The 18,678-nt window shown below is 34.1% G+C and carries 23 protein-coding genes; 2 read left to right on the top strand and 21 right to left on the bottom strand.

What is annotated here, in order from left to right; translation table 11 throughout:
* Positions 1-16: 16 nt before the first annotated feature.
* From NZ698_RS06945 to tpx, 21 genes are all read right to left on the bottom strand, one after another.
* Positions 17-286 (bottom strand): hypothetical protein, encoded by a 270-nt coding sequence (locus NZ698_RS06945; protein ID WP_263002347.1) that lies wholly within the window; start codon positions 284-286, stop codon positions 17-19.
* Between the two features lie 195 nt (positions 287-481).
* The gene (locus tag NZ698_RS06950; RefSeq protein WP_263002348.1) at positions 482-820 is read right to left on the bottom strand and encodes a hypothetical protein; all 339 of its coding nucleotides are present in this window, start codon (positions 818-820) and stop codon (positions 482-484) included.
* 12 nt (positions 821-832) lie between these two features.
* Positions 833-1,387 carry an RNA polymerase sigma factor gene (locus NZ698_RS06955; RefSeq protein WP_128414330.1) on the bottom strand — a complete coding sequence of 185 codons (555 nt, stop codon included), beginning with the start codon at positions 1,385-1,387 and terminating at the stop codon, positions 833-835.
* 386 nt (positions 1,388-1,773) lie between these two features.
* Complete coding sequence (locus NZ698_RS06960) at positions 1,774-2,232, bottom strand: DoxX family protein (RefSeq protein WP_263002349.1); 459 nt, start codon at positions 2,230-2,232, stop codon at positions 1,774-1,776.
* 92 nt (positions 2,233-2,324) lie between these two features.
* Positions 2,325-2,768, bottom strand: a complete 444-nt coding sequence (locus tag NZ698_RS06965) for an SRPBCC family protein (protein ID WP_263002350.1) — start codon at positions 2,766-2,768, stop codon at positions 2,325-2,327.
* Between the two features lie 119 nt (positions 2,769-2,887).
* Positions 2,888-3,316, bottom strand: coding sequence for an SRPBCC domain-containing protein (locus NZ698_RS06970; RefSeq protein WP_263002351.1), 429 nt, complete (start codon positions 3,314-3,316; stop codon positions 2,888-2,890).
* A gap of 60 nt (positions 3,317-3,376) precedes the next feature.
* Positions 3,377-4,210 carry an SDR family oxidoreductase gene (locus NZ698_RS06975; protein WP_263002352.1) on the bottom strand — a complete coding sequence of 278 codons (834 nt, stop codon included), beginning with the start codon at positions 4,208-4,210 and terminating at the stop codon, positions 3,377-3,379.
* A 130-nt stretch (positions 4,211-4,340) separates the two neighbouring features.
* A complete protein-coding gene (locus NZ698_RS06980; protein WP_263002353.1) occupies positions 4,341-5,204 on the bottom strand; it encodes a VOC family protein in 864 nt (287 codons plus the stop codon).
* A gap of 16 nt (positions 5,205-5,220) precedes the next feature.
* Positions 5,221-5,457, bottom strand: coding sequence for a helix-hairpin-helix domain-containing protein (locus tag NZ698_RS06985; RefSeq protein ID WP_263002354.1), 237 nt, complete (start codon positions 5,455-5,457; stop codon positions 5,221-5,223).
* 36 nt (positions 5,458-5,493) lie between these two features.
* On the bottom strand, positions 5,494-5,907 hold the full coding sequence (locus tag NZ698_RS06990; RefSeq protein ID WP_263002355.1) for an SRPBCC family protein: 414 nt from the start codon (positions 5,905-5,907) through the stop codon (positions 5,494-5,496).
* A gap of 65 nt (positions 5,908-5,972) precedes the next feature.
* A complete protein-coding gene (locus NZ698_RS06995) occupies positions 5,973-6,404 on the bottom strand; it encodes a VOC family protein (protein WP_263002356.1) in 432 nt (143 codons plus the stop codon).
* 60 nt (positions 6,405-6,464) lie between these two features.
* Positions 6,465-6,989, bottom strand: coding sequence for a DinB family protein (locus NZ698_RS07000; RefSeq protein ID WP_263002357.1), 525 nt, complete (start codon positions 6,987-6,989; stop codon positions 6,465-6,467).
* 173 nt (positions 6,990-7,162) lie between these two features.
* The gene (locus NZ698_RS07005; RefSeq protein ID WP_263002358.1) at positions 7,163-7,570 is read right to left on the bottom strand and encodes a VOC family protein; all 408 of its coding nucleotides are present in this window, start codon (positions 7,568-7,570) and stop codon (positions 7,163-7,165) included.
* A 41-nt stretch (positions 7,571-7,611) separates the two neighbouring features.
* The gene (locus NZ698_RS07010; protein WP_263002359.1) at positions 7,612-8,025 is read right to left on the bottom strand and encodes a VOC family protein; all 414 of its coding nucleotides are present in this window, start codon (positions 8,023-8,025) and stop codon (positions 7,612-7,614) included.
* 78 nt (positions 8,026-8,103) lie between these two features.
* Positions 8,104-8,694: a Crp/Fnr family transcriptional regulator gene (locus tag NZ698_RS07015; RefSeq protein WP_263002360.1), complete on the bottom strand. Its 591-nt coding sequence runs from the start codon at positions 8,692-8,694 to the stop codon at positions 8,104-8,106.
* 207 nt (positions 8,695-8,901) lie between these two features.
* Positions 8,902-10,113, bottom strand: coding sequence for a DUF763 domain-containing protein (locus NZ698_RS07020; RefSeq protein WP_263002361.1), 1,212 nt, complete (start codon positions 10,111-10,113; stop codon positions 8,902-8,904).
* 196 nt (positions 10,114-10,309) lie between these two features.
* Complete coding sequence (locus tag NZ698_RS07025; RefSeq protein ID WP_263002362.1) at positions 10,310-11,188, bottom strand: YitT family protein; 879 nt, start codon at positions 11,186-11,188, stop codon at positions 10,310-10,312.
* Between the two features lie 7 nt (positions 11,189-11,195).
* Positions 11,196-11,780: an HD domain-containing protein gene (locus tag NZ698_RS07030; RefSeq protein ID WP_263002363.1), complete on the bottom strand. Its 585-nt coding sequence runs from the start codon at positions 11,778-11,780 to the stop codon at positions 11,196-11,198.
* Positions 11,781-11,862: 82 nt separating this feature from the next.
* A complete protein-coding gene (locus NZ698_RS19510) occupies positions 11,863-13,923 on the bottom strand; it encodes an adenylate/guanylate cyclase domain-containing protein (RefSeq protein ID WP_263002364.1) in 2,061 nt (686 codons plus the stop codon).
* A gap of 10 nt (positions 13,924-13,933) precedes the next feature.
* Positions 13,934-16,279, bottom strand: coding sequence for an adenylate/guanylate cyclase domain-containing protein (locus NZ698_RS07040; protein WP_263002365.1), 2,346 nt, complete (start codon positions 16,277-16,279; stop codon positions 13,934-13,936).
* 85 nt (positions 16,280-16,364) lie between these two features.
* Entirely contained in the window at positions 16,365-16,862 is a 498-nt protein-coding gene (tpx, locus tag NZ698_RS07045) for a thiol peroxidase (protein ID WP_263002366.1), read from the bottom strand.
* A gap of 162 nt (positions 16,863-17,024) precedes the next feature.
* On the opposite strand from tpx, the gene NZ698_RS07050 reads away from it, so the two are divergent.
* Both NZ698_RS07050 and NZ698_RS07055 read left to right on the top strand, forming a co-directional pair.
* Positions 17,025-17,477: a T9SS type A sorting domain-containing protein gene (locus NZ698_RS07050; protein WP_263002367.1), complete on the top strand. Its 453-nt coding sequence runs from the start codon at positions 17,025-17,027 to the stop codon at positions 17,475-17,477.
* 11 nt (positions 17,478-17,488) lie between these two features.
* On the top strand, positions 17,489-18,607 hold the full coding sequence (locus tag NZ698_RS07055; protein ID WP_263002368.1) for a DUF8740 domain-containing protein: 1,119 nt from the start codon (positions 17,489-17,491) through the stop codon (positions 18,605-18,607).
* Positions 18,608-18,678 lie beyond the last annotated feature (71 nt).

Consider the following 18,678-nt stretch of genomic DNA (forward strand, 5'->3'; position numbering starts at 1 on the left):
TTTAGTTACTTTCTAATTATGCTTCTGCAAAATCTTCTTTTTTTACATCTTTTCTACAGCATTTTGAAGCAAATTCTTTCTTAAACTTTCCTTTCAGTTCCTGATACTGCTCCTCATCCATTTCTCTGATTTTGTCTGCCAGTCCGAAAGGCGATTTTTCTTTGATTCCGTATTCATTAAAAATACCTCTTACAAATCTTTTTCTTTCAATTACTTTTTTGGCAACCACTGCAACTCCGGCAACGGCTAGTGCTCCTAGAACACCTTTTAATACTGAATTTTTCATTTTCTTAAATTTTAAATTTTACTACTTCTTGTTTTTTTATAGAGACGAATTTGTTTTAGTTTTTACTTTACTACTTATTTTAAATTCATCAAAATTAATTTCGCAAATCCTTCGACAAGCTCAGGATGACATCAATTGTGTTGTTGATAAAGAAATTTTCCTCCCTTCAGGGTTGGGGAAAGAAAATTCCTGAATCTATTCGTTATTTCTGTTGAAAAATCCGCTTGAACATTTCTGTCTCCAGACTTCTTTGAATTTTTCTTTTTCCTCGTCAGACATCCCTTCCATTTTATGTTGCAGATGTTTCTCTTTCATATCTCTCATTCCTCTCCCGAATTTTCCGTGAAATCCACCAAAAAGAATTTTACTCAACACCAGAATTCCCATTGCCTGCCAGTAACTGATACTTTTCACACCAAGAACTTCTGGTAAAATGCAGTTCCAAAGCCACATTACAATCAGCGCAACAGCAAGGAAAATCAAGGGCGGACATAAAATTAGAAGTGCCCAGCTTTTTTTATATTTATTGTTCATTTTGTTTTATTTCTAATTATTTAAATCTTCGTACAACTGTCTCAGTCTGTTTCTCAAATGCTTTACTGCGTAATTTTTACGGCTGATGATGGTTTTGATATTTTCTCCCTGTTCATCAGCGATCTCCTGTAAAGTTTTATCATTGAGTTCATTTTCCATGTAAACCAGTTTCTGTTTTTCCGGAAGTTCTTCTAAAGCTTCAAACAGTTTTTTCCAAATTTCATCCTGAAACATCTTCACATCGGGTCCTGCACTGTCGTCGAGCAACAGAATATCTTTTATCGAAAACGAACCGTCTTCATCTTCATAGACAAAATCTTCAAGGTTTTCAGTTTTCTTTTTACGGTATTTGTCAATGATTTTGTTGGAAGTAACTCGGTATAACCATCCGCCGACATTTACAATTTCAGAAAGATTGGTCAAACTGCTGAACTGATACCACACCTCCTGCAGAATATCTTCCGCATCTTCGGTATTTTTCACTTTCGGGCGAATGAAAGACATCAGTTTTCCGCCGTAGTTTGATACGGTTTGCGAAATAATGTTTTCCTTTTCCTTCTGTGGCATTGTTATTTTCTCGGCAATCTCCATATTGCTATGACGATTGTACTTTTTGTTTTACTTTAATGAATGTAAAGATTTTTTTTGACATTTCAGTTTTTCGTTTGTTAATCGTGTTTTTGTTGCAAGATTTTTTTCGGGAGCTTATCCGGCTATCCACTATATCTTTTTTGCATTGGTCTCCACTTCGCTCCGTCCACTGCAAAAAAGGATGCCGTTTCTATCCGGGCTATAAGAACCACCCCGTCTCAATTTTCAAAGAAAATTGATCCACCCCTCCAGAAGAGGGGAATTGTATACGCTGAAATATTGTGAAAAAATTGTATTTTTATTTAATAAAAAAAAACGGAAAGCAAAATGCTCTCCCTTTTATATTTTAAACTCTGTCTGATTTAATTTAAATAAATTCCAAAATACCAAGTCCACGCAATTAAAATAATCTGCATTGGAATTCTTTCTCTGTACAAATAAGCCATTCCGGGACCTGAATAATCTCCTTTGAAAATATTAATATTCTTTTTAGATGAATTGACATTGGCTGTAAAAACTAGAATATAAAAAGTAATCAGTAAAATTGCGGTAATCTCACGAATTGAAGGAATCATTAAACCAATTCCTGCTGCAATTTCAATAATTCCAGTAAAATAAACCCAGAATAATTTAGCGGGAATAAAATCAGGTATCATTAAAGCCATTCCTTTTTGAAATTTAAAATGCGACAAACCCGTGAAAATAATGAAAGCTGCCATTCCCAGATTTCCTGCAAACAAAAAATTCCAGTTTCCCTGAATGAATTTGCTTCCAATTAAAGTTAAAATAAATGTGACAAAAAGGATGCTTAACAATTTCATTTTTCTTACAGATTATAATTTTATAACTGTAAATCTAATCTAAAAGTTGTAATCTAAACTAAATCAATAATCGAACAGCTATTCAACTCCCACTAATTTGCTTCGGCAAGATTCTTAACGACTTCTAATCCTTTGGTAAAACCATTTTGCATATGCTCTTCCCAATCTTTCTCTGTCTGAACTTCCACATGAAGCTTGGTTTTGCCATCATAATCTATGAGAATATACTTTTCAAAACAACCGCTCCACTGTTTGATTTCCATGCTTTCGGTGTCTTCTACTCCATTTTCGTCAATCATTCCGAGGTGTTTGAAAATCATCTGATCCGGTTCTTCAATACTGTCGATGGTAGATACCATTCCTGCACCTTTTGGATTTACAAAATAGGTTTTGCCACCCACTTTCCAGTCAGTTTTCATTTGCGATCCCGGACCGAAAAATTGTGTCCATTCGCTGTAAGTTTCTTTTCCCCAAAGAACGTCCCAAACTTTCTGTTTTGGTGCGTTGATGATCTTTTCGTAAGATAAAGTTTCCATAATTTTAATTTTAATTTGAACACAAATAACATTAATTTTAATCACAAATGAAATTACATAGTAATGATTAATAAGAATTAATTTTATTTATGAAGTTGACTTGTACAACTTGCGTTTAGTTATAATTGATTCTCAGATAAATTTTTAACATTCTGAAGCGCTACCGGAAATTTATCTTCAAAGAATCCTTTAAATTCTTCTGAAGCTTTGATTCTTGCAATCAGTTTCGTTCCTTCTTCAGTCTCTTCCAAAATGTATGTTTCGGTAGCATCACCCCAATCTTGTGGGACTTCAACTCCATCAAAAATTTCTCCTAAGTGAATAAAAACCATTTCCTTATTTGGATCATTTTTCAGAACGCGGCTGTACATACCGTTGTTTTCGGGGTCATAAAATTTCATCATGCTTCCTTCTTCCCAAGTTCCAACATAAAATGACCCTTTTGTAAAAGCAGAAGTCCATTGTCTGTAACTTGTATCATCCCATAGTACCGTCCATACTTTTTCAGGAGTTGCATTGATTTGAATTGTGTATTCTAAAGTTTCCATATAATTTTAGGTTTAGGTTTAGGTTTAGGTTCAGGTTTAGGTTTAGGTTTAGGTAAATATTTATCCTCCAACAAAATCACCGCCATTAATGTGGATAATTTCTCCGGTTATAAAACTTGAATCTTCGGAAGCGAGAAAGACATAAGCCGGAGCAACTTCCGAGGGTTGACCTGCCCTTTTTAGTGGTGTATCTTTCCCAAAGGATGCGATATCTTCAAAAGTTTCTTTCACTAAAGGTGTCCAGATCGGACCGGGAGCAACTCCATTGACCAAAATTTTCTTTTCTGCAAGATTTACCGAAAGTGAACGAATAAATGTGGCAATCGCACCTTTCGTTGCTGAATAGTCAATCAAATGTTCGCTTCCACGATATGCGGTAACGGAAGTTGTGCAGATGATTCTTCCGCCTTTTTTCATCAGTTTTAAAAGATCTCTTGTAAAAGAAATCATCGAAATAATATTGACGTTAAAAGTTTCGGAAATCTGATGGTCAGAAATCTTTTCAACATCATTTTTAGGAAACTGAATTCCTGCATTATTGACCAAAATATCAATTTCTTTCCAGTCTTTTTTTATTCTGTCAAAACATTTATTCCTGAAAGTTTTTTTAGAAATATCACCTTTCATTAAAATGCATTTCTGACCTTCTTTTTCTACAAGTTTCAACGTTTCTTTGGCATCTTTATCATTTTCTTTATAAATAATGATAATATCTGCACCTTCTCTGGCAAAATGAACAGCTACAGACTGTCCGATTCCGCTATCTCCACCGGAAATTACTGCTTTTTTACTGAGAAGCTTTTTACTTCCCAAATAATTTTTTCTGATAATTTCAGGGTATAATCCCTCTTGAGGTACTTTTGACAGAGATCTGGACTTGTTCTGCGTTTTCATAGGCAAATCTTTAGCTCAACAACATCAAACAGCAAGCCGAAGAGTTAAAGATTGAAGTTGGATATTGGAAGCTAGAAGTTTTTTTTAAACCATAACTATTGAAGTTCAGTTTTTTGTTATCTCCGACACTTTAAGAGTTATAGGCTTCTTCTAAATCTTTAATCACAATTTTCTGCATTTTCATCATTGCCTGAACCACTTTTTGTGCCTTTTCCTGATCCGGATCACTCATCAACTGAATCAGTTTTTTCGGAACGATTTGCCAGCTGAATCCGAATTTATCTTTCAGCCAACCGCACATACTTTCTCTTCCTCCATCGGCGGTCAGTGAGTTCCAAAGATGATCTGTTTCTTCCTGATCGTCAGTCATTACGACCATTGAAATTCCTTCATTGAAATCAAATTTGTGATCGTAAGAATTATCCATACAGAATATAGAATAACCATTGATTTCAAAATGAGCATGCTGTACATTTTCCGGAACTTCGTGATTTTCGTCTCCTACTCCGTCTCCGTATTTCAAAACTCCGCCAATCTGGGAATTTGGAAAAATATGAGTGTACAATTCCATTGCTTCCATCGCTTTTCCGTTGTTTTGATGGATAAACATCAGAGTCGGAACAATTTTCTGGTCGTTTTGTTTTTCACCTAAATAAACTTGCCAGGTAACTCCGAATTTATCGCGAATCCAACCATATTTTTTACTCCATGGATAAGAATCCAAAGGCATCAAAGCAATTCCGCCTTCTTCCAGCTGATCCCAATATTTCTGAACTTCATCTTCAGTTTCACACATTACCATAAATGAAACTGAAGCATTTTTTTCAAATTGCGGACCACCGTTTAAAAGCATCAGTTTCTGGCCAAAAAGATCAATATTCAATACAACAGGAGTATCTGCCGTGATCGTTCCACCGAAAACCTTGCAATAAAATTCTGCTGATTCTTTGCCGTCTCCATCGTACCATAGACATGGAAATATATCGTTGTTCATAACTATAAAATTTAGTTTAAGTTTTGAAAGACAAATTATTTTCTTTCATATAATTTTTCAGTTTTTCAACTGCATTTTTTCCGAAACCATGAAGCTGTAAAATTTCCTTTTCAGAATAATCTGCGAGTTTTTCTAGAGAATCTATCTTTTCTTTTCCCAAAGCTCTTCTTGCGGGCATTGCAATAATTCCCTTCAAAAAATTATCTGAAACCTCATGACGATCAGTACAAATGGGTTTTAAAAATCTGGCCATTATTACTAAATTGATCATGAGTTATAGAAAGAGTTTTTAGTTATTTTCCACGTACTTGTGGAAGTTGTTCAGAATTGCATACCACCCGTCACGCTGCATTTCGACAGAATTTTGTTTTTCAGGATCAAAACTGATATTGACTTTCGTTGTGTTTTCATCGATCTTATCAAAAATCATCTCAACATTCCGGCCATCTTCCATGTGATATCTGATCAGTTCATTTTCTACAACTTCGTCGTAAATCCCCACAAAATCAAAACCAAAACTTCCGTCTTTGGCTTCCATTCTATTATTGAATTTTCCACCTACTCTTAGATCATTTTCAGAACTCGGGCATTGCCATGATTCGTGTGCAAAATTCCATTTTACGATATGTTTCGGTTCGTTATAATATTCCCAAACTTTTTCTACAGGTGCTAAAATCGTAATATCTATTTTTATAGGTTCCATTGTTTATTTGTTTTAAAAGTAAAGGCAACCAAAATACGGTTACCCTTGATTATTTAAATATAAGATTATTTTGTGTACTCTTCGTTATAATTAATCATCCAGTAAACGCAGAATTTATCCTGGAAACTTCCGAAATAGTCGCCCCAAAACTGATCTTCCAATGGCATTTCAACATTTCCATCTTCAGAAAGTGCTCTGAAAATTCTATCTGCATCTTCTCTTGAATCCGGGAAAATTGAAATATAATTATTGTTTCCAACCGTCAAAGTTTGTCCAAATGACGGAACAATGTCTGAAGCCATCAAAAGATCGCCTCCAACCGGCAATGCAATATGCATAACACGATTTTTTTCTTCGTCAGATAAATTCTCTGTTCCGGGAGCATTTCCCATTTTGTGGATTCCTCCAACGAATTCTCCGCCGAAAACTGATTTGTAAAACGTAAAAGCTTCTTCTGCTTTACCGTCAAAATTGAGGTATGGATTTAATTTTGCCATGATTTTTTGGGTTAGTTAGTTAGTTAGTTAGTTAGTTAGTTAGTTAGTTGTAATCTTTAATCAATACTTCATATTCTCGTCAAAGTCATATTTCATTCCTTCGTAGCCGAGAATTCTTCGCATTAATCCGACTTGTCCGGAAAGATAATCTTCACGACCGATGCACATTCCTACGAAGTTGAGAACATCTTCCGGAAAAAAATCAATGTTCATTCCCATCGGGAAGGCTTTCTCCAAATCTTCGTCAGAAACTTCAAGCAATTTTTGATATACTAAAGGTGAAATTTTATGAAAACTGTCTTTAAGTTGTTGTAAAGTCGGATATTTAAAACTTTCATCTAAAGCTTTTCCCTGAGAAAAATATTCTTTGAATTCAAATTCGTCTTCAATTCCGAGAACATTTCCCATGGCATCACGCATATCAAGGAAATTCCCAACCATCCAAATGATATGATTGGTTCTGCCTTCAATTCTTTTCAAAGCATCTTCTTCAGAAATTCCATCAAGGACCATTACAAAGTTCTGGCTGTGACCACGAAATGCAGGAATGATGATGTCTAACTTTTTTGATTTTGGTGTGTCCATAAGTTTGATTTTTATTTTCCCACAGATTTCTCAGATTTTCAAAGATCAATGTGGTTTTATTAAAGAATATTGATAGATTTATTATTTATTTTCTCTCGCAGATTTTACGGATTGAGCAGATTTCACCGAATTTATAAATCTACGTCATCAGCTAAATTGGCGAGAAACTAAAATTACTCAGAAGGCATTTGTGACATGTCGGCAAATGTAACATTCCAGCCGTGTCCGTTGATGTCCCAAAAAGAATTCTGGTACATCCAACCGTAATCCTGTGGTTCTTCGTGTTGAGTAGCACCATTGGCAACAGCAGCATTTACAATTTTATCGACTTCTTCACGACTGTTTAAACCTATTGCAACTAAAACCTGTGTTGTATCTCCTTTTGGAACGGGTCTTTCAGAAAACGTCTGAAAATATTCTTCGGTTAAAAACATGACAAATGTATTATCGTTTAAGACCACACAAACTGCTTTCTCATCTGAAAACTGTTCGTTAATTGTAAATCCTACATTGGTCCAGAATTCTTTTGTTTTCTGAATTTCTTTTACCGGAAGGTTTACATAAATCTGGTTGATTTTCATTTTATTTTTTTTTGGATTTGATTTAAATTAAAATATAGAATTTATTGCTCTGTAGGAATTTGAGATATATCACCATACATGATTTCCCACTGATGTCCGTCTAAATCTGCAAATGCACTTTGATACATCCAGCCGTGATCTCGTGGTTCGCTGTATTTTGAACCTCCGTTTTGAATGGCCGTTCTTACCATATCGTCCACTTCCAGACGACTTTTTACACCTATTGCAAGAAGCGTTTGAGTTGTTTCTCCGCTTGCAATCGGCCGGTTGGTAAAGGTTTTGAAAAATTCTTTCTGAAGAAACATGGTGTAAATATGATCTTTCTTCATGATTACACAAATCGCCTTTTCGTCTGAAAATTGCTCGTCAATAGAAAATCCAAGCTTTGTCCAGAATTCTCTGGTTTTTGCGATGTCTTTTACAGGGAGGTTGACATAAATATCCGTGATTTCCATTTTGTAATTTTTTTAGTGTTAAACTTTTAACCAAAATTACCAAGTCGGCATGAAAATCAACTTGCCATAAGGCAAGATTTAAACTTTTCTGGGATGTGAAACTATTTCTTTACGGATTCTGCTGAGTGAAGTGTCTGTAACGCCGAGATAGGACGCAATCTGCTTCAAAGGAGCAAATTGTACAACTTGTGGCTTTTGCTCTAAAAGATTGAGATAACGTTTTGTCGCCGAAAGTGTAAACATCTCGACAGAACGTTGCTTATAGGCAAAAAGTTCCTGCGACATCCACGCTCTTCCCCATTCACTGAGGTTTTGAATCTTGTGATACAACTCCTGAAACATATCAAAATCTATTTTCAACAACTCACAGTCTGTGATGCAGACGATGTTTTCCTGTGTCGGAATTCTCTGAAAAAGTGAAGAAACTTCAATCACGATCTCATTTTCCACAAAAAAGTGCGTCGTAACGTCATTTCCATTAAAATCTGTCACAAATGACCTTGCCAAACCTTTCTCTAAAATATAATATTCATTGGCTGTTTTGCCTTCTTCAAGGATTAAATCTCCTTTTTGGAAAACCACTTTTTCGTGTGCCTGAAAGATTTCTGCAAGTTCTTCTTCAAAAAAGAATGGAAAATCTGAATATACTTCAAAGGCTTTGCTGGTCATTTAATCTATGTTTTAAGTTTTTAAAATTAAAATTTTTATTGGAACGGTGAAATATTTAGATCAAAAAAAGTAATTAATACATAAAAAATTTAAACATTTATTTTGTCATTCTGGATTAATCTCAACGATGTATGTCGAAATTTTCGTTCGGATTCCTCCGGAGTGACAAACAATATATAAAATGCAGATACAGAATAATAAAAATAGTTAAAACAACGAAAGCTGAATCGGTTTCGGTTTTGAAGGTTTTTGAGCATCGCCGAAAACTGTTTTTCCTCCGAAGCGCCATGAGTTTTGGCGTTCTTCTTCAATCACATCGTTAATATCAAAATCGGGAGTAAAATTTTTCTCGGCCTCCGAAATGATCGTGTGAAGTTTATTGATTGACTGCAATTTATCTGAATTTCCCAACTTCGATTTTTCAATTCCTTTTTGCAAAATATTGATCGTTTCATCATACACATTGATGGGAACAGGAAACGGATGTCCGTCTTTTCCTCCATGAGCAAACGAAAATCTCGCAGGATCACGGAATCTTGATGGAGCACCGTGAATAACTTCGCTGACTAAGGCAAGACTTTGTAAAGTTCTTGGTCCGACTCCTTTCAGTAAAAGTAATTCTTCAAAATTTTCAGGCTGATTTTCTCTGGTCATATACAAAAGTGTTCCTAATTTTTTTAAATCAACATCGGAAGCACGAACGTCGTGATGCGCAGGTAAAATCAAATTGGCAAAATCCTGCATGATTTTTTCTGAATTGGTATGAGAAATTTGTAAAATCCCCTTTCTGCTTTCCTGAGCTTGGTGAGCTGTTAAATTCAGAATCTGCCCTTTATTAATGCCCTGAATTCCTTTGTGGGGTTCATCAACAAAAGATTCCATGTTTTCAGAATGCCAATGATAACGTCTTGCCGTTCCGTCTGCGTCGTTCATTCCCTGTTGTACGACTGCCCAATTTCCTTCATCTGAAACGATAAAATTATGCAAATACAGTTGATATCCATCCTGAATTGCTGTGTTGTCAACTTTTGCGGAAAGTTTGCTCGCACGGATCAAATCGTTTCCGTTCAGTCCAGTTTTATCAGCAATAACAAGAAGTTCGTTTGGAGTTTCTTTTGAAAATCTACCTTTTCCGCCACAGATGTAAATTCCAAGTTCCTTTGATCTTGGATTGATGCTACGTTTTAAAGCTCCCATCACGGAAGTTGTGATTCCTGACGAATGCCAATCCATTCCCATTACTGCACCAAAACTCTGAAACCAGAATGGATCTGCCAATCTTTTCAGCACTTCATCTCTTCCATAGTCTGCCAACATGACTTCTACAATCGAAAGTCCGAGTACAGACATTCGTTCGTAAAGCCAAGGTGGGACTTTCCCGTAATGTAGTGGTAAAGTTGCGGTTCCGGAGCGTTTCATTATGTAAAGGTACTTTTAATTATAAATAATTTTGATGATTTGAAACAATTTGTAAACACAAACCTCACAAATTTTCACACAAATGTCACAAGGTAAATAATGTAATTTTTGGCTAAAACCATTATTATTACAAAAAAACGGGCTAAAGCCCGTTCCTATTGATGAAATAATTTTCTATTTATTCTTATTATTAGAATTAATGCTTTATAATTTCCTTTACGATTCCACCTTGAGGTTCTCTTACGGTTTGAGTAAAAATAAATGCTTTCGGATCGATTGCACGGACAATATTCTGTAATTTTCTAACTTCCAATCTTGTTACAATAGTGAAAATGATATCTGCATCAGAGCTATGTTCGAATGATTCTTTCATAAAACCTCTTTCTCCTTTGTAGACTGTAATTCCTCTGTTCATTGTTAAAACCAAAGCTTTTTTTATTTCTTCACTATTTCCGGAGACAATGGTTACTCCGGTATAAGCTTCGATTCCTTCAATAACATATTTGGTAATCTGACTTGCCACGAGATAGGTCATAATAGCATATAAAGCGGTTTCAAATTTAAGAAAAACGGTTGCGATGATAAAGATAATCACATTCATTCCCAAAATAATTTCAGTAATACTGAAACTGCTTTTTTTAAATGTCAATAATGCTAAAACTTCCATTCCGTCAAAGGTTCCGCCACCTCTCATGGATAAACCGATTCCAATTCCCATGAAAAATCCACCAAACACAGCAACCAACAGTTTATCGTGCGTCACTTCCGGAAAAGGAACGAAAGAAATGGTTACAATAATTAATAAAATCGTCAAAAAACTTCTGATGGCAAAGTGTTTCCCAATTTGAAAATAAGCTAAAATGATAAAAGGAATATTTAAAAGTAATAAAACAATCCCCAAATTCCAATGATAAACTTCGTGCAGTAAAAGTGAGATTCCTGTTACTCCCCCATCTAAAAAATGGTTGGGAACAAGGAAAGATTTTAAAGCAAAACTCGCAGAAATTACACCTAAAACCAGATAAATGATATCTGAAATGGTAAAAAGCGGGCCATGTTTAGTTGCTGAGCTCATAAAAGGGTTAATCGTTTTTTAGTTTTGTTTTAATAATATTCAGATTGTCCTGTTTTTTATCTCTCCTGCTGTTGATGGCAGTTTCGGTAAAATAATGATGACTTTCTAAAAATTTCTCCTGAAGAAGATTCCAGTCCTGTTCCGAATTGACGATTCCAAACATGGATAGTTCTTCGAATAATTTGTCTCCGATGACGAAGAAATCATCTCTCCCCAAATAATCCAGATCGGCATCTGCAAGAATTTCTTCTAAATTATTGTTTGGAGTCTGCGGAATTTTTGTTGCCATGATCATTCCGCTTATTTTATCAATCTGCGGTTGAGAATATCCGTATTCAGGAAGATATTCCTGTGCAATTTCGCAAGACTTTTCTTCGTGATTTTTTGAGCCGTACAAAAATCCTGTATCATGAAATAAAGCAGCAGTTTTTAGCAGTAATAAATCTTCATCATTTACTTTTTCAGCCACCGCAATCTGCTCTACAGATTCTATGACGTCTTTGATGTGATTGACGCTGTGATAAGATAAATGCTCAGGAAGCTTTTCCTTAAGCAAGTTTAAAATGTGTTTTTTTATTTTTTCGTATTCCATATTTAAAATAAAGAATGGGTTGTTTTATTAATTAAAATAATTTTAATGCAAAGTTCCGCTAAGATTTTTGAATTATTTAAAATTAAGAAATTTTGTCTTCTTTCTTAATTTCCAATGCAAAATACATATCCATTTCTCCTTTTCCTTTGGTGTGGATTTTTCCTCTGTACTCGCAGTGGATTCTATCTTTTACCAATTGATAAGTCGATTCAGAGATATTTATTTTACCTTTTTCGCTGTTCTGTTCCATTCTGGCTGCCGTATTTACCGTATCTCCCCAAATATCGTAAGCGAATTTTTTCACTCCAACAATTCCGGCAATCAAAGAACCCGAATTGATTCCGATTCTTATATCTAAAACATCAGGATTTGTTTTCTTACGATTTTCGATAAATTCAATAATATCTAAAGCTACTAAAGTGGTTTGATAGGCATGACATTTATTTTTGATAGGTAAACCGCAAACTGCCAAATATGCATCTCCAATGGTTTTTATTTTTTCCAAACCATGCTTTTCCATGATCATATCAAACGCTGTAAAACATTCGTTGAGTTCGACGAGCATTTTTTCAGCATCCATTTTCTCTGAATTCTGGGTAAAATTAACAAAATCAGTAAATAAAACGGTTACCTCATCATAATATTTGGCTTCAGAACTTCCGTTTTCCTTGAGCTCTTCAGCAACCTCATGCGGAAGAATATTGAGAAGCAAGTTTTCTGTTTTCTGTTTTTCTCTTTGTAATTCCTGTGTTCTTTCGTTCACCTGCTCTTCTAGCATATCATTTTGGTCCTGAAGAATCTGCTGTTTTTCCTGTTCCTGTTTTAAATTAATATCAGAAAGTCGGTTTACTTCATCCAGTTGTTTTACCAGACTTAAATTGGTTGAAGCAAATTGCCAACCCAAGTAAGCAGAGATTGAAATAGGAAAACTGATAAAAATAAAGATAAGCGCATATCCCATAAAATCGTCTCCCATTGTTTCACTAATATCAATCGTATTCAGTTTATTTAAAAACATGAAGATAATAACCATTACAATAAAAAGAAAGAATACCAGAACTCCTCCTCCAACAATGAAGGCTGATTTTTCTCTTCTGATCATCGCTCTCACTATTAAATAAAAAGATTCAAAAGCGACGAAAGTAAGATAAAAAAATGCAAAACTTGCCGCAGCAGTAGCACTGAAATAGTAAAGAATAAATATCGCAGCAGAAATGATTAGCATTATTTTCAATCTTTTCTTGGTTCTTCCAAATAAAGTGTTGACAAAACCTGTGAGTGAAGTTCCAAACACCATCATTGCAAGAAACGAAAGAAAGGTGTAAGTATCAAGAATTAAAGGATCTGTCATTTCAGAAAAGAGTAATACTAAGTAACTCATTAAAGAAATGGAAAAATTGTAAGTCGAGAAATAAAGATTATAGATTGCTTTTCTGTAAAAAATAAACAGCAACAGATGAATAAAACCCAATGCTCCAAATATCCCGCAGATCAGCATGGTGTAGAAATTGAATTCTTTCCACATCTCTACCTTATCCTTAATAAATTTATTAGCCGTAATAAGCTCTGCACTTATTGCAAAAGGACTTAAGTTAACGGTCTTTTTTTTGTCCGAAACAAAAGGCAAAAATCGGATGGCTAAAACATTTACATCTGTATTATCGAAAGAAAACAATGTTGGGATTTTTTCTTTAATCTTATATTCTCTGGATTTTGCATCGCCAATTTTACCGATGCTTTCTATTTTTTTACCATTTAGATAAATTTCCGAAGCACCAAGCTGAGTAATGTCAAAACATAAAGATTCATTCACCAAAGTAGAATCTATTTTAAAATAATACCGAACCCAATAAATCTGATCTTTTTTTGAACCTTTTTTTGAATTTAATTTCATAAGGTTCCACGAATAAACTTTTTTAGAATTAAAATTGACATGTTTCCATGCAGAGTCATCAAATTTTGGAAGAGCAAAAGCAGGATTATCACCCGCATAAAACTTACTTATCTCATCGATATTGACACCGGATTTAATTTCTTTTTCAGTAAAAACTCTTGGCTTTTCAAAGGAATTCTGTGCAGAACAAAATGTTTGCAATAAAACAAATGCAGAAAATAAAATTTTAAGGAGTAGATTTTTTTTCACATTGATAAAATTAAATTTGATTAACAAAATACATTTCCATTGCACCTTTCCCTTTGGTTTCGATTTTTCCGCGATATTCAAAAGAAAAATCGTCCTTTATTAACTGATAGGTCGCTTCCGAAACATTTAATTTTCCCAAAGCACTGTTTTGCTCCATTCTCGCCGCAGTATTCACAGTGTCACCCCAAATATCGTAGGCGAATTTTTTCACACCCACAATTCCCGCAATCACTGGTCCGGAATGTATTCCGATTCTGATATCTAAAGCATTTGGGCTCTCTTGTTTCCGATGTTGAATATAAGAAAGAATTTCCAAACTTGCATTTACAGCGTTTTTCGCATGTTGAACATTGGAAACAGGTAATCCGCTTACTGCCAAATATGCATCACCAATGGTTTTTATCTTTTCTAAATTATACTTCTCCATGATTCTATCAAACTCTGTGAAACAGATATTCAACTCATTGAGAACTTCCTGTACACCAATTCTTTCTGAATTTGATGTAAAGTTGACAAAATCTGTAAATAAAACCGAGACTTCATCATAATGCTTTGCGTTGGTTTTTCCTTTCTCTTTTAGTTCTTCTGCAACTTCGTATGGAAGAATATTAAGCAATAAATCATCTGATTTTTGTTTTTCTTCAGCGATTTTTTTGTTGTCTTTCCGTTTCTGATTATAAGAAAATCCCGCAAAGCCTAATAAGAGAAGTGAAAGCCCGGCTCCAACAGCCCAAATGTTTTTTTGATTTTGTGAACTTTCCAATTCTGCTTTGGCAATGGCATCTTTTTTCTCCTGATTAATTCTGGCAATATTTTTTTCCTGATTATATCTTAAAACAACTGCTTTCTGTTCCTGATCAAATTTAATCTGAATTTCTTTTCGTTTTAAATCCTCTTCTAGCGCCAATCTTTTTCGTTCTTCCTCTGTTTTTGCAGCAGCTTGTTTTTTCTCGTATTCGAAACGAAGCGCTTTTAATTCGATTTCTTTTTGAAGCTGAATACGTTTGGTTTCTTCCTCGAGTTTTATTCGGATTCTTTCATCATTAAGTTGTTGCTCTCCCTGAGCTTCAGATAATGCTTTAACTTTTTCAACACTATAAGATTTTTCTCGTTGCTTAACCGTTTTATCTAAGTAATAATAAGCCTTATCATAATTGCCCAACATTCCGTAAGCATCTGCAAGAATATTATAATTGTGAAGAAGTAAACCTGAAGTTACATCATTTTTTTTGGCTTCAATTTTTTCAAAATTATGCGATAGTTCATTGGTAATAATTTCAAGCTCTTTATATTTTGTAAGATCTTTCTTTATATTTAGACTATCTTTTTGCATCAAAATCTTATACTTTATCGTACCTAAATACGCTTTGTTGTAAAGATTTGTTTCTGCACTGTCCGGAATAATTTCTATAGCTTTTACTATATACTCTTTTGCATCTAGAAACTTTTCTTCCTGATAAGCTATATGTGAAAGCAAATTATAAACAGAAGAAAGAGATTTAGCATCATTATTTTTTTTGAAATAATCAAAAGCTTCCTGAGCATTCTTCTTAGCTTTATCAAACACCTTAATGCTCATATAATTTGCACCAATCATATTTTTAATCCCATAAATATAATCTTCCTTGCCTTTCTGTTTTTGATAAAGTTGCAACGCTTTTTCAAATTCCTGGATGCTTTTTTGGTTAAATCCGACTTGCCAATAAAATGAACCTAAGTAAGCATGTATATCGGCAAGTCTATTAGGAAATTCTTTTTCGGTGAACTTCAGATAATCATTGGTTATTTTTAGAGTATTTGCGTAATCATAATTTTTACGAGAATATAAGGATATTAATGCCTGATACGTGAGATCAATTTTCTTCTTATCTACATTCTTACCACTATGATACAGATCAATATTTTTTTCATAATAATGAATTGCCTTCTTAGTACTATTGTAAAAATTATCATGGATATGACCTCCGATATTATTCAGGTAAATCTTGTTTTCCAGTGTTAAATCATTGTAATATTTCTCGGCATTATCAAAATGCAGCCTCATCATTTCTGTATTGTCAATCTTACTGTTCAGAGAGACCAGCATCAACTGTAAATTCCCTGCCCTTTCACGATCTCTGGTTGCCTCATAGTAAGGAATCATCTTTTTTGCATAAACGATCGCACTATCTGCAACACCATTTTTATTATAGGTATTGGCAAGTGACTTATTAATTTCAACGAGGTTTTTTGGATCAGATACATTTGCAGATTTCTGTTTTAAATTTAAAATTTCTTTAGAATCCTGCGCTCGTAATTGGAAAACCCCAGAAAATAGCGAATACAAAACAAGAACTGAAGTGAATTTATTTTTCAATGACTGATTATTGAGTTCGCACAAAAATAAAAAAATCATTCTGTTATACAACAGAATGATTCAAATTCACGAGAAATATTTTTATTTATTTCAAAGCTTCTAAAGCTGCGCTGTAATTCGGTTCATTGGCGATTTCAGAAACCTGCTCTGTATACACTACTTTATTGTTTTCGTCAGTTACAATTACTGCACGGCTCAAAAGACCTTTCATTGGAGAATCCGTAATCGTTACCTCGTAATCGTCACCGAAACTTCCTCTGAAATCCGAAAGTGTTTCTACATTATTCAGACCTTCTGCTGCACAAAATCTCGTTAAAGCGAAGGGTAAATCTTTAGAAACATTAATTACTACAGTATTTTCCAGATTATTGGCTTCCACATTAAATTTTCGTGCTGATTCTGCACAAGTGGGTGTATCAATACTTGGGAAGATATTAAATACTTTTTTCTTTCCTTCGTAGCTTTCCAGAGTTTTTACATTCAAACCAAAATCTACCAAAGCAAAATCTTTGATGGTAAAACCAATTTCAGGAAGAGTTCCCAATGTATTTACTTCATTTCCTTTTAATGTGATACTTGACATAATTTATTTTTTTAAAGTTTCTCAAATTTAGTCAAAATAGAAAGTTTTACGATGAAATAATGGTTAAATAATTCTTAAAGTGAAAATAAAAATACTTATAATTTAAATCATGTTTTTAATAACAAAATTTATTTACTTTCGCCTTCTTAAAAATAATTAACTATGAGAGGAAAAATTACTCTGTTGTTATTTGCCGTACCGTTTTTCGGATTTGCCCAGTCTGTGATTGGGAATATTAATTCCGGAGCTGTTTCTGCAGATAACTTCACGCATTCTGTCGGAGAAATCTATGTGATTCCGACTGATCCTGACCAAAACAACTCAGGAACATTGGGAATGCTGTATCAAACCGTACTACAGGTATTAGGCGTAAGTGAATTGGAAAAAGAGACTGTAAAAATCTATCCTAATCCAACTGCTGATTTCGTTTATGTAAAATTAAATTCAAAATCAAAAATCGACGAAGTTGAAATATTTGATCTTGCAGGTAGACTTGTTTTAAAGACAAAATTACAATCAGACCAACTTGATTTGAGATCTTTAAACCAAGGTGTTTACATGATCACTTTCAAAAATCCTGACCTAAAACCTATTAAAATCATTAAAAAACCTTAAACTATCTAAACATGAAAAAATTATACGCTACTATAGGATTATTTTTAGCAACATTATTAAGTGCACAAGTTCCTCAAGCTTTTAGTTATCAAACAATCGCATTCAATTCAGCAGGAGCTCCGATCGCAAACGGAAACGTCGCATTAAAAATAAGCATTCTGGAAAACTCTGCTACCGGAACAGTTTTATACACAGAAACTCATACAAAAACAACCAACTCTAAAGGTTTAGTTAATTTAAATATCGGACAAGGAACTCCTACAACTGGAAGTTTTGGAGCAATCAACTGGGGAACAAACACAAAATTTGTAAAAGTGGAGATGGATCCTGCAGGTGGAACCAATTATACTAATGTTGGGGTAAATCAATTGATGAGCGTACCTTATTCTCAGATAAGTAAAACTGTTGTAACAGGGGCGGGACAAGGAATTACACTTACTTCTCCGAATGGAACAGCTTATACTTTAGGTGTAAATGATGCGGGAACTTTGAGTTTGCCGACAAGCTCTAGTTCAAGTTCAGCGATTCCTGCAAACCTATATTTTTATAGCTCTAATAACAATTTTAATGCAAGCTCTGCAGAATTACTAAGAAATTCAAGTGGAAATGAAAAAATTGGATATAAGTATGTATCTGCAGGTACTCAGTATAAATTTCTTGCAGCTCCAAATACTTCTGCACAAGTATATGGTTCAGGAAGCCAAAGTACATTAGTTGCTAACGGAGCTAATTTTACTCTTTCTTCTAACGGTTTTTACAGAATTAATCTTCTTACTTATGGAACGACGACGACTGTACATATGGGAAACATTAATCCTACTATTTCTTTGAATTATAGTAGTACACCTCCACAAATCTCTACAACAGCTTATGATACTTCTACTAACAAATTTTCAATCAATTTAACAGGTGTATCATCGGCAAATTTTTCTGGATTTTACATAAAATTACCTAGTGGTGGAAGTAATTCTTACGAAGAAATTTTAGGTGACAATCTTAGTGATGGCAGTTTTGATATAAGTGGAGCGTACATTATGATCCCAAACTTAACAACAACTCCTAAAAATTTCAAGGTAGAATTTAGTATTAATTTTGACGCAACAGGAACTTACACAATAACACAAATATAATTTAAAGAGGCTTCGGCCTCTTTTTTTATGTAAACACTCCTGATAAAACGATGATAATTACTAAATTTGTG

Source organism: Chryseobacterium edaphi (genome assembly GCF_025628985.1).
Lineage (GTDB): Bacteria > Bacteroidota > Bacteroidia > Flavobacteriales > Weeksellaceae > Chryseobacterium > Chryseobacterium edaphi.